This window comes from Sellimonas caecigallum (assembly GCF_019754295.1).
Lineage (GTDB): Bacteria > Bacillota > Clostridia > Lachnospirales > Lachnospiraceae > Sellimonas > Sellimonas caecigallum.
Window position 1 is genome coordinate 116,496 of the sequence record NZ_VIRV01000006.1, and the last position, 12,733, is coordinate 129,228.

The 12,733-nt window shown below is 47.1% G+C and carries 11 protein-coding genes; all 11 read right to left on the bottom strand.

Annotated features, from left to right (window positions below; genetic code table 11):
* Positions 1-46: 46 nt before the first annotated feature.
* Positions 47-1,948, bottom strand: coding sequence for a heavy metal translocating P-type ATPase (locus tag FLB61_RS06125; RefSeq protein WP_221919666.1), 1,902 nt, complete (start codon positions 1,946-1,948; stop codon positions 47-49).
* 41 nt (positions 1,949-1,989) lie between these two features.
* The gene (locus FLB61_RS06130) at positions 1,990-2,208 is read right to left on the bottom strand and encodes a cation transporter (protein WP_087199242.1); all 219 of its coding nucleotides are present in this window, start codon (positions 2,206-2,208) and stop codon (positions 1,990-1,992) included.
* A 172-nt stretch (positions 2,209-2,380) separates the two neighbouring features.
* Entirely contained in the window at positions 2,381-3,577 is a 1,197-nt protein-coding gene (gene dnaJ, locus FLB61_RS06135; RefSeq protein WP_087210560.1) for a molecular chaperone DnaJ, read from the bottom strand.
* A gap of 109 nt (positions 3,578-3,686) precedes the next feature.
* Entirely contained in the window at positions 3,687-5,549 is a 1,863-nt protein-coding gene (gene dnaK, locus FLB61_RS06140; protein ID WP_221919667.1) for a molecular chaperone DnaK, read from the bottom strand.
* Positions 5,550-5,582: 33 nt separating this feature from the next.
* The gene (gene grpE, locus FLB61_RS06145; protein WP_221919677.1) at positions 5,583-6,194 is read right to left on the bottom strand and encodes a nucleotide exchange factor GrpE; all 612 of its coding nucleotides are present in this window, start codon (positions 6,192-6,194) and stop codon (positions 5,583-5,585) included.
* A 51-nt stretch (positions 6,195-6,245) separates the two neighbouring features.
* On the bottom strand, positions 6,246-7,286 hold the full coding sequence (gene hrcA, locus FLB61_RS06150) for a heat-inducible transcriptional repressor HrcA (protein ID WP_087198915.1): 1,041 nt from the start codon (positions 7,284-7,286) through the stop codon (positions 6,246-6,248).
* A gap of 175 nt (positions 7,287-7,461) precedes the next feature.
* Positions 7,462-8,133 carry a GTP pyrophosphokinase gene (locus tag FLB61_RS06155; protein WP_087199236.1) on the bottom strand — a complete coding sequence of 224 codons (672 nt, stop codon included), beginning with the start codon at positions 8,131-8,133 and terminating at the stop codon, positions 7,462-7,464.
* Positions 8,134-8,180: 47 nt separating this feature from the next.
* Positions 8,181-8,798: a flavodoxin family protein gene (locus tag FLB61_RS06160; RefSeq protein ID WP_221919668.1), complete on the bottom strand. Its 618-nt coding sequence runs from the start codon at positions 8,796-8,798 to the stop codon at positions 8,181-8,183.
* Between the two features lie 52 nt (positions 8,799-8,850).
* Positions 8,851-9,714, bottom strand: a complete 864-nt coding sequence (locus FLB61_RS06165; protein ID WP_221919669.1) for a DMT family transporter — start codon at positions 9,712-9,714, stop codon at positions 8,851-8,853.
* Positions 9,715-9,729: 15 nt separating this feature from the next.
* Positions 9,730-10,923 (bottom strand): radical SAM family heme chaperone HemW, encoded by a 1,194-nt coding sequence (hemW, locus tag FLB61_RS06170; RefSeq protein ID WP_246599137.1) that lies wholly within the window; start codon positions 10,921-10,923, stop codon positions 9,730-9,732.
* Entirely contained in the window at positions 10,913-12,727 is a 1,815-nt protein-coding gene (lepA, locus tag FLB61_RS06175) for a translation elongation factor 4 (protein ID WP_087198912.1), read from the bottom strand. The genes hemW and lepA overlap by 11 nt, the downstream gene beginning before the upstream one ends.
* Positions 12,728-12,733: the final 6 nt, after the last annotated feature.

Genomic DNA, 12,733 nt, shown 5'->3' on the forward strand with positions numbered 1-12,733 from the left:
TGTAAAGTGGTTTCCCGATTACAACATCCTGTTTTCTATTGATTTACTATTCTTTTTCAATCTTCAATGCACGCATGGCATTTAAGATGGCGATGACCGCCACCCCCACATCCGCGAACACTGCCTCCCACATATTGGCTGCCCCGAATGCTCCAAGGAGGAGGACAAGTCCCTTTACCGCCAGAGCAAAGATGATGTTCTGTTTCACAATCCGAAGCGTCTTTCTTGCGATTCCTACTACCTGTGCAATCTTTTCGGTATGGTCATCCATCAGGACAACGTCCGCCGCCTCGATGGCTGCATCAGAGCCCATGCTTCCCATAGCGATTCCCACATCTGCACGTCCAAGGACAGGTGCATCGTTGATGCCGTCCCCCACAAATGCAAGTTTGGCACGTTTTTCTTCTTTGGAAGTTCCCCGTTTCAGCTCTTCCAAAAGAGATTCTACTTTCTCTACTTTATCTCCCGGCAAGAGTTCCGTATATACAGTATCGATCCCAAGTTCTCTGGCTACTGTTTCCCCGGCTGTCTTCTTGTCTCCAGTCAGCATAACCGTCTTCTTTACCCCTGACTGTTTCAGACGGCGGATTGCCTCTTTAGATCCTTCTTTGATCGTATCTGAGATCACGATCGTCCCCAGAAATGCTCCGTCCCAGGCAATCTGGACAACAGTTCCTGCCCCCTCGTATTGTTCGCAGACGATTCCAAACTTTTTCATCAATTTCTCATTTCCGGCAAGCAGCTCTTTTCCCCGGTAGACTGCCTGGATCCCAAACCCGGAAATTTCTTTTGCATCTTCCACTTTTTCCTCCGCCTTTTCCCCTGTCCTCTCAAGATATGCATCCCGAATAGACTGAGCGATCGGATGATCAGAATATTTTTCTGCCAGATATGCAAGTTTCAGAAGTTCATCCTGCTTCTCCTCCGGAAAAATCTTCGTCACTTTGAATTCGCCCTTTGTCAGCGTACCAGTCTTATCGAATACGATCGTTTCCATATCGGCCAGTGCTTCCAGGTAGTTGCTTCCTTTTACCAGCACACCGATTTTGGATGCCGCCCCGATTCCTCCAAAGAAACTAAGCGGTACGGAGATGACAAGGGCACACGGACAGGAGATAACGAGGAAGATACATGCTCTCTGTATCCATTCTCCCCAGCTGCCGCCGGATACGATAGGCGGAATGACTGCCAAAAGTACCGCTGCACAGACAACAATCGGCGTATAATATTTTGCAAACCTTGTGATGAAGTTTTCCACTTTTGCCTTTTTGCTGCTGGCATTTTCCACCATCTCCAGTATTTTTGACACTGTGGAATCTTCAAACTCTTTCGTAACCTGTACGCGTATGGTACCATTTCCGTTTATACATCCGCTGATGACTTCTGTTCCTGTTTCCGCCTTCCGAGGCACCGATTCTCCCGTGAGGGCTGATGTGTCGATCATCGTAGTCCCTTGCACCACAATTCCGTCAAGCGGAATCCTCTCTCCCGGCTTTACTGTAATGACTGTGCCGATCTCCACATCGTCTGGATCTACCTGACGCAGTTCTCCTTCTATCTCCACATTGGCGTATTCCGGGCAGATGTCCATCAGTTCCGTGATGGAAGCTCTGGAACGGTTGACCGCATAGCTCTGGAACCATTCTCCCACCTGGTAGAACAGCATGACTGCTACTGCTTCTTCATATTCGCCCACTCCAAACGCGCCGAATGTCGCAATGCACATCAGAAAGTTTTCATCAAAGACCTGGCCACGACAGATGTTCCTCGCCGCTTTATATAGGATATCCCATCCAATCACAAAATATGGTATCAGATAGATGACAAATCCCTTCGGGAACTCTTCCATACCCTCGATGATCTCCGCCTCTTTAAACACTTTCAGAGCAAAAAAGAGCAGGAATGCCACTCCTATTCTCAGGAGCATCTGTTTTTGCTTTTTTGTCATCGTTTTTTCCCCCTGTATCTACAACTTATCCGAAAATGGAACTACATCACGATCTTACAGTCTGGTTCAATCTTACTGCATACTTTTGCGACCTTAGCCATGATCTCTTCGAATCGGTCATCATCTGCCTCTATCGTAAGTTTCTGTGCCATAAAACTGATGGTGGCGTCTTTTACTCCATCGATTTTTTTGATTCCATCCTCCATCTTCGCTGCACAATGTGCACAGTCCAAATCCTGCATCTTAAATTTTTTCTTCATCATCCCATACCTCCAAATTTTTGTTTTACATGAGAACATATGAACAACCATTCATATATTGTACTTATACTATACGCTATCACACCATCTATGTCAATCCTTTTTTGCAAAAAGAAAAACACGGCATATCCACCTGCCATGAATATACCGTGTTCTTCTTTTTTATTTTCTATCAATCCTTCTCTTCAAATTCTTCGAAGGTTTCTTTCAGCTTATTCATAAAGCCTTTTTTCTTCGGTTTTTCTTTTTCCGTCTCAGGCTGATTCAGGGAGTTTCCTGCCAGCATGTCGAATTTTTTCAGCGCTTCTTTTGCCTCTGCACTGAGCTTCTCCGGCGTCTGGATGACAAGTGTCACATACTGGTCTCCTCGTACTTTCGGATTTCTCACAGACGGTACCCCTTTTCCTCTCAGGCGCACTTTTGTGTCTGTCTTTGTTCCTGGCTTGACCGTGTAGATGACATCTCCGTCCACCGTCTTGATACGCACATCCCCGCCAAGGGCTGCCTGTGCAAAAGAGATCGGGGCTGTGGAAAAGATATTCATATCCTGTCTCTGGAAAATCGGATGTCTGGAGACAGTTACTTCCACAAGAAGATCTCCTCTTGGCCCTCCGTTTGTTCCCGGTTCGCCTTTGTCACGAATTCGCACACTTTGCCCGTTGTCAATACCTGCCGGTATCGTTACCTGGATCGTCTTCTTGTTAGACACATATCCGGTGCCGCCGCAGTCCGGACATTTTTCCTTGATAACCTTTCCTGTACCATGACAGTCCGGACAAGTCTGGACATTCTGCACTGTACCAAAGAATGACTGTGATGTATACACTACCTGCCCTTTACCGCCGCAGCGTGAACAGGTCTCCGGGCTCGTCCCCGGTTTCGCGCCTGTACCATTGCACTTTGGACATGGATCTTTCAGCACGATATCAATCTCTTTTTCGCAGCCAAACACCGCTTCTTCAAATGTGATGCGGATTCCTTTGCGGATATTCATCCCTTTCATCGGGCCATTGTTGGCACGGCCTCCTCTTCTGCCGCCCCCGAAGAAATCGCCAAATATATCGCCAAATATATCGCTGAAGTCTGCTCCGCTGAAATCAAATCCGCCGAATCCGCCTGCGCCAGCTCCTGCACCGCCGTCAAAAGCCGCATGACCAAACTGGTCATATTGACGGCGTTTTTCCGGGTCACTTAATACAGCATACGCTTCAGAAGCTTCTTTGAATTTTTTCTCTGCTTCCGCATCCCCAGGATTCATATCCGGATGATATTTTTTCGCAAGCTGACGGTATGCTTTTTTCAGTGTTGCGTCATCGGCATCTCTGGAAACACCCAGCACTTCATAGTAGTCTCTTTTTGCCTCTGCCATAACCGTTACCTTCCCTTTCTGCTGTTGCGCAAATAATGCGCAGCGTGCGGAAAAGGAAGGTTCTATCCTTCCTCATCCCGCACCCAGCGCAATGTTTTATTTCGTCTGATTATACTTCTTTATAATCTCCGTCTACTACGTCATCGTATCCTTCCGGTGTCGGACCTGCCTGATCTGTTCCCTGCGGTCCTGCCTGATTCTGCTGATTTACCTGCTCATACATCTTTGCAAAGAGCTGCTGAGAACTTTCCATAACTTTTTCTTTTGCAGCTTTGATCTCTGCGATCTGAGCTTCTGTGATGTCTTCTGCATTTGGATATTTTGCAAGAACATCTTTCAGTGCCTGGACATCTGCTTCCACTGCAGATTTTCCGGATGCATCGATCTTATCTCCTACATCTTTCAGAGCTTTTTCTGTCTGGAATACGATCGCATCTGCTTCGTTCTTTGTATCTACCGCTTCTTTGCGTTTCTTGTCTGCTGCTTCGAATTCAGCTGCCTCTTTGACAGCTTTTTCGATATCTGCATCAGACATATTGGAGCCTGCTGTGATTGTAATGTGCTGTTCTTTTCCTGTTCCAAGATCTTTTGCGGATACATTTACGATACCGTTTGCATCGATATCGAATGTAACTTCGATCTGCGGGATTCCGCGTGGTGCCGGCGGGATTCCGTCCAGTCTGAACTGGCCGAGAGACTTGTTGTCTCTTGCAAACTGTCTTTCGCCCTGTACAACGTTGATATCAACTGCTGTCTGGTTATCTGCCGCTGTTGAGAAGATCTGGCTCTTCTTTGTCGGGATCGTTGTATTTCTTTCAATCAGTCTTGTAGCAACACCGCCCATTGTCTCGATGGAAAGGGACAGCGGTGTAACGTCCAGAAGAAGGATGTCGCCTGCGCCTGCATCTCCGGAGAGTTTACCACCCTGGATAGATGCTCCAAGTGCAACACATTCATCCGGGTTTAAGGACTTGCTTGGTTCTTTTCCTGTGAGCTGTCTTACTTTGTCCTGTACAGCCGGGATACGTGTGGAACCACCTACAAGAAGTACCTGGCCGAGGTCTGACGGACGAAGTCCTGCGTCGGAGAGTGCTCTTTGTACTGGTTCTGCTGTTCTTTCTACAAGATCGCTTGTAAGTTCATCGAACTTCGCTCTTGTAAGATCCATATCAAAGTGCTTCGGTCCTTCTGCTGTTGCAGTGATGAACGGAAGGTTGATGTTTGTTGTCGTTGCAGAAGAAAGTTCTTTCTTCGCTTTTTCTGCTGCTTCTTTCAGTCTCTGCAGCGCCATCTTGTCTCCGGAGAGATCTACGCCTTCTTTTGCCTTGAAATCAGCCAGCATGTAATCTGTGATCTTCTGGTCAAAGTCGTCTCCGCCGAGTTTGTTATCTCCGGCTGTGGAAAGTACTTCAATGACACCATCTCCGATATCGATGATGGAAACGTCGAATGTACCGCCTCCAAGGTCATATACCATGATCTTCTGTTCTTTTTCGTTGTCAAGTCCGTACGCAAGGGCTGCTGCTGTCGGTTCGTTGATGATACGTTTTACATCAAGACCTGCGATCTTACCTGCGTCTTTTGTTGCCTGACGCTGAGCATCGTTGAAATATGCCGGAACTGTGATGACAGCTTCCGTTACTTTTTCTCCAAGGTATCCTTCTGCGTCTGCTTTCAGTTTCTGAAGGATCATCGCGGAAATTTCCTGCGGAGAGTACATCTTTCCATCGATGTTTTCTTTTTCGTTTGTACCCATCTTTCTCTTGATGGAAGAGATCGTCTTATCTGCGTTTGTGACTGCCTGACGTTTTGCAGGTTCGCCAACGAGACGTTCTCCTGTCTTTGTAAATGCGACAACGGATGGAGTTGTTCTGGCTCCTTCTGTATTCGCGATAACGGTCGGCTGTCCACCTTCCATTACAGCAACACAACTGTTTGTTGTACCTAAGTCAATACCAATGATTTTGCCCATAATGAATTCCTCCTGATTTATTATTAAAATTTGTTAGTTTGCTACTTTTACCATGCTGTGTCTTACAACAGATTCGCGGTACATGTATCCTTTCTGGAATTCCTCTACCACGATGTTTTCTCCGGCTTCTTCGTCTTCCACATGCATTACCGCATTATGGAAATCCGGATTAAACTCCTGTCCTAACGCTTCGATTTGTTTCACACCGGCATCTTCCAGTGTCTTCATCAACTGTTTGTATACTTTATCCATGCCGTCCACAAACGGATCTTTGCGTTTTTCTTCATCTACGCTCTGGAATCCGCGTTCGAAGTTATCGATGACCGGAAGGATCTTTTCGATAATATCCTTCGCCCCGATCTCGTACATGGCGGATTTTTCTTTCTCCGTGCGCTTCCGGTAGTTGTCAAATTCTGCCATCTGCCTTGTGAGTTTGTCTGTCAGATCTTCGATTTTTTCATCTTTCGGATCTTTTTTATTTTTCTTTTTAAAGAAGCTTTTTTTCTCTTTCTTTTCTTCGGCTTCCTGCTCTGTCTCCGCCTCGCTGTCCGTTTCCGGATTTTCTTTCGTCACATCCTCGTCGGCTGCTTCGGCGTTTGTTTCTTCCGCCTGCTTCTTCGCTTCCTCTACTGCTTCTTTTACCATTTCTTCTTGATTTTTATGTTCGTCCACCAGGATACCACCTTTCTGTTCTTTCTATTCTTTTCTATGAAATATCGTATCCAGCTCATTCTGCAATGTTTTGAGGGTATCCATGACATGCTCGTAATCCATCCGTTTCGGACCGATGATACCGATCGTCCCCTGCATGCCTTCCCCTAATTCATAGGTGGCTGTCACGACACTGCAGTCTTTCATGTTCTGTACCGGGGTCTCGTTTCCGATATATACCTGTATCCCTTTGTTCTCACTGGAAAGCGTCTGCGTGACCAGTTCGGAAAGCTGCTGTTTTTCCTCAAAGGCACTGATGATCTCCTGCGCACTCTGCTTGTCGGAAAGTTCCGGGTATCGGAAAATATTCGTCGCGCCGCTGGTGTAGATCTCCATATCCTGGTCAAGCTGGATGACATTTGCAACCGCATCCAGAACATCGCTGATGACTCCGCTGTGTATGCCTGCCTGTTCTTTGAGCTTTGCAATCAGCCCCAGAGTGATCTGATCGATGGACATCCCATTGAGCGTGGTGTTCAAAAGCATGTTGAGCTTTAAAAGAGTCTCATTGTCCAGCATCTGATCCACTTCCAGGATCTGGTTTTTCACAATGTTTCCTTCCAGCACGATGACTGCGATGAGCTGCTCTTCATCCACCTGGGAAAGCTGGATAAACTTCAGCTTGTTTCTCGTGCTGACCGGCGCTGAGACCATCGTCGCATAATTGGTGCTGTTTGCCAGCACTTTTGCCGCCTGCTTCAACAGCTGATCCATCTTATCAGCCTTCTTCAGCATCTGTTCCTTGATCTCGGTTACTTCCTGCTCCTTTTCCAGCATCAGCATATCCACATAAAGCCGGTAACCCTTATCTGACGGGATCCGCCCCGCCGAGGTGTGAGGCTGAACGATGTATCCAAGCTCTTCCAGATCTGCCATCTCGTTCCGTATCGTTGCAGAACTCAGATTCAAATCCGTATATTTGGAAATCGTCCTGGAACCTACGGGATCCCCCGTCTCCAGATAATTCTGAATGACAGCTTTTAAAATCTTCAGTTTTCTCTCACTCAGTTCCTGGATCGCTTCCATCTCGTCTGCCTCCTTCGATGTTATTAGCACTCATGTATTTCGAGTGCTAACATCTACGGTTATTAATGTAACACTCCTACCCACTTTTGTCAACACTGATTCTGAAAATTTTTATGTCTTCCACGCGCAAAAAAAAGAATCCCGGGCACAGGATTCTTTTCTCTGTCTTATGACGTTATTCAATTCTTCTTCTGAGGTTCTGCATCTTTTCATCCGTCGCAGCGATCGTCTCCGCGCACTCTTTTAACTCCTGGATCAGTGTGTCATGCTCAGGCACGTTTTTTTTGTATTTGATCTGGTGCTCCAGGCTTGCCCAGAAATCCATTGCAACCGTACGGATCTGCACTTCCACCCGCATAGGCTTTTTACAGTCTGAGAAAAATACAGGGATCTCCACTATCATGTGATAGCTTCTGTAGCCGTTTGGCTTCGGGTTTTTGATATAATCTTTGACTGCAACTACCGTGATGTCGTCCTGGCATGTCAGCATGTTCGCCACTTTGTAGATATCATCAATGAACGGACAGATCACACGAATACCGGCCACATCATTTAAATTTTTCTCAATGGCTTCCACCGTGACGGGGAGACCCATTCTTCCGAGTTTCTCTGCGATGCTTACCGGTTTCTTGATCCGGCTTTGAATACTTTCGATGGGATTTCTGTCTCCGTATAAGGAAAGCTCATCATCCAGCACCTGAAGTTTTGTCGTGACTTCCCGGATGGCGGATCGGTACCTCATCATAAGGGTGTTAAAACTCATGAGACGTTCCACCGTCTCTTCTTCATTCTCTCCGCCCAAAAATTCTTTTACCAGTTCTTTTTGATTGTTTTCTTCTTTTGTCATTGTCTGTCCCATACCTTTTACGTAATATTTTCTGTCAAAAAATCTCTTTACCTGATAAAATTTGTCCTGGACGGGGATTCTTTTTCCGGAAGCCCGTATGCCTCTTTTCCGAGGGCGATGCTCTTCATTAGAAATGCCATATTCCGCGCCAGTGTCCGCATGATCTGCAGACCCTCTTCATCCTGAAGCGCTTCCCCCTGGGCGCTTCCGTGGATGCTGTTCCAGTACTGTCCGGATGCCACAGGCATGCCGCTGATAGTAAAATATTTGTTCAGCTCGTCAAAAGTGGAGGAAAGTCCGCCTCTTCTGGCTGCCGCCACAGCCGCGCCAACTTTCATCGTCTTGTCAAACGGTGTGCTGTAGAAAAGCCGATCCAGAAAAGCAATCAGCGTCGCATTGGCTGAAGCGTAGTATACCGGACTTCCTACTACAAGCCCGTCACATTTCTCAAATTTCGCTGCTGTCTCGTTGACAAGATCGTCAAACACACATTTTCCATTTTTTCGGCAGGAAGCACATCCGATACATCCGCGGATGGCCTGATTTCCCACCTGGATGATTTCTGTCTCGATTCCTTCTTGAGCAAATATCTTTTCCATCTCCTGCAGAGCAATGTAGGTATTTCCCTTCGTGTGAGGACTTCCGTTTACAAGCAATACTTTCATTTCTTATTTTCCTCCTTTTTTCTTTTCTCTGGTGTCTGTCAAAGACAACCTCTTATATATTGAGAAGTCCCACCGAGACCAACACGACGGCATATACTGCCCACTGTCGTTTTGTAAGCCGCTCGTCAAATACAAACACACCCACCACTCCGATGATGACCATAGCTGCAATACTGTACATTGGATAGGCTATAAATGCAGGAATATCTGCCAAAGCGTCCAACAAAAAACGGGCTGAAAAATAGTTTGGGATCCCGATAAGACACCCGTAAATCACATCTGACTTTCCGATTTTCTCTTTTTTTTGAATCACAAGCACTCCGCACACAAGGCCGGATATTAAAAAAGACAGAACCAAATATAAATCGCTGAGCTCCGCTTTTCCGTATGTATCGTAAAATTTGGCCATGGAATCGCCAACCCCGCCTCCAAGCAACAGGAGCAAAAGTCCTCCCACAGACTCTCCGCCAACGCGTCTGCGTCTTTTCTCTTTTGTCTGTGGTATTTTCTCCAGGTTGAGAAACAGGATTACCGCCACAGAGAGAAAGATCCCGATATACTGTGTGACACCTGGCTGCTCTCCAAACCACAGTACTCCAATAGCCGTCGGGACAATGACCCCAAGTTTCATAAACGTGGAAGACAAGATAACTCCGTTTTTCTCTATATTCCACTGTAAAAGAAGAAACGCTGCAACATAAAGAATTCCTGTCAAAATGCCGAATCCCATTACGTACATCATGCCAACGTCACTCATATTGTTTGCCATATCCGGGGAAGTCGTCAGTCCTGAGATGATACATACCGTATAATTTATCAAAAGTAATCCATACCGGCTTTTACAGTGATCTTTACTGGCCCGCATGAAAACAGATACTCCTGCGCTGCATAGAATCGCCAAAATAAGAGAAAACAATTCTCTACCTCCTCCCTACTCCTCCTGAAGGAACTGCGCCATGACATAGTTGCTCACGTCGATGCCCCTTTCTGTGAGAAAGATCCGCCCATCCGAGCATTGTAAAAGCTTTTGCTGCTGAAGCGTTTTGATCTGCTCCCCATAGATCTTTCGGGGCGCGATTCCAAATGTTTTCTCAAATACGTCTTCCCGTACTCCTTCCATCATGCGAAGTCCCAGAAAAAAGAATTCTTCTTCCGCCTCTTTTTTGCTGACTTTGTGCCAGTCCTCCCTCTGGATACGTTTCTTTTCTTCCGATGTCCGGTTATCCTGAAGCCAGAGTTTGGTATACGCTTCCCTGTCTCTTAGATTGGAAAAGCGTGCCCCTTCAAAGAAAGAAGCCGCTCCCACACCAAATCCCAGATACGGCGTGCGGTTCCAGTATCCGATATTATGTCGGCAGGCAAATCCTTCCTTTGAATAATTGGAAATTTCGTACCGCTCATAGCCATATTCTTTCAGAAAACGCTTTGTCTCTTCGTACATTGCCCGGTCGGTATCCTCGTCGGGAACAGGCGGATGTCCGCCGCTATCTCGTCCTTCTCCGTACCAATTCCAAAACAGCGTCCCTTCTTCTATAATCAGGCTGTAGGCTGATATGTGCTCCGGTTTGAGGGCCGTGACTTTTTTCAGCGTCTCCCGATAGCTCTCCATCGTCTGACCCGGGACAGCAGACATCAGATCCACATTGATATTGTCAAACCCTGCATTTCTTGCCGCCTGATATGTCTCCACGAAGTCCCGGTACGTGTGGATTCTCCCAAGGATAGCAAGCTCCTTGTCATCGGCCGACTGAAGGCCGATGCTCAGGCGGTTCACTCCTGCATCCAGGTACCCTCTCATCTTCCCGGCCTCTGCCGTTCCCGGATTTTGCTCCATTGTGATCTCGGCCTTCTTTTCCAGTTGAAAGACTGCCTTCACTGTATCGAGAATCTCACTGATCTCTTCCGGTTCCAGTATTGATGGGGTGCCTCCTCCGAAAAACACACTCTGGACGAGATACCCTTTTGCATCCTCACGGCAGCTTTTGATCTCTTTTTTAAGCGCCTGCACATACCGTCTTCTCTCTTTCTCCCCGGCCGGGCCGGAAAGGAAATCGCAGTATGCACATTTCTTTACACAAAATGGAATATGGATATAAATCTCCAGTTTTTTCATCTTATCTGTCATCAAGTTTCAACACACTCATAAACGCCTTCTGAGGAATCTCCACATTTCCTACCTGGCGCATTCTCTTCTTTCCTTCCTTCTGTTTTTCCAGAAGTTTTTTCTTTCTTGTGATATCTCCGCCGTAGCACTTGGCAAGGACGTCTTTTCTCATGGCTCTTACCGTCTCTCTGGCGATGATCTTTCCGCCTACTGCCGCCTGGATCGGGATTTCAAAAAGCTGTCTTGGTATCTCTTCTTTGAGCTTTTCACACATCTTCCGTCCGCGCTCGTACGCACTTCCCTCAAACACGATGAAGGAGAGGGCATCTACCTCTTCTTTATTGACAAGAATATCCAGCTTCACGAGGGATGACTCTTTGTATCCGAGCATCTCATAGTCAAAGGATGCATATCCTCTGGATCTTGATTTCAGTGCGTCGAAGAAATCGTAAATAATTTCATTGAGCGGCAGGTAATAGTGGAGCACTGCTCTTGTGGCCTCGATATACTCCATACCCTGATACTCTCCACGCCGCTCCTGACAAAGATCCATGATGGCGCCGATATACTCGGAGGTAACCATGATTTCCGCCTTTACCATCGGTTCTTCCATATATTCGATCTCAGTCGGCTCCGGCAGATTGGAAGGGTTGGTTAGATCGATGACTTCTCCGTTCGTCTTATGCACTTTGTAGATAACGCTCGGCGCCGTCGTGACAAGATCCAGGTTATATTCCCGCTCAAGTCTCTCCTGGATGATCTCCAGATGAAGAAGTCCCAGGAAGCCGCAGCGGAATCCAAATCCCAGAGCGATGGATGTCTCCGGCTCAAACTGAAGGGCTGCATCATTTAACTGCAGCTTTTCAAGCGCATCACGAAGATCCGGATACTTTGCCCCGTCTGCAGGGTACATTCCGCAGTACACCATCGGGTTTACCTTCTTGTATCCAGGCAAAGGCGCTTTACACGGGTTCTCCGCGTTTGTCACAGTATCTCCCACCCGTGCCTCTTTCACGTTTTTAATGCTGGCTGTAAGATATCCTACCATCCCGGCGCTTAATTCCTCGCACGGTATGAACTGTCCTGCCCCGAAATATCCTACTTCCACAACTTCCATCTTCGCTCCGGTGGCCATCATCTTGATCGGTGTTCCTTTTCGCACTGTCCCTTCTTTGATCCGGCAAAATACGATAACTCCTTTGTAAGAGTCGTATACCGAGTCGAAGATCAGTGCCTGGAGCGGAGCTTCCGGATCACCTGTCGGCGCCGGGATCTTGTGGACGATCTCTTCCAGTACTTCCTCAATATTCAATCCAGTCTTCGCAGAAATCCGCGGTGCATCCTGAGCTTCGATACCGATCACGTCCTCGATCTCTTCGATTACCCGTTCCGGATCTGCGCTTGGCAGATCGATCTTATTGATGACCGGGAACACATCCAGATCATGATCCAGTGCAAGGTAGACGTTGGCCAGTGTCTGGGCCTCCACACCCTGAGCGGCATCCACTACAAGTATAGCACCGTCGCAGGCTGCAAGACTTCTGGATACTTCATAGTTAAAATCCACATGCCCTGGTGTATCGATGAGATTGAAAATATACTCTTCCCCGTCTTTTGCCTTATATACGATCCGGACTGCCTGGGATTTGATCGTAATCCCTCTTTCCCGCTCCAGATCCATATTGTCGAGCACCTGGGACTGCATCTCCCGGCTCGTGAGAAGTCCGGTCTTCTCGATGATACGGTCTGCAAGCGTCGATTTTCCGTGGTCAATATGCGCAATAATACAAAAATTCCTGATGTGTTTCTGATCTATTCCTGACAATATTTC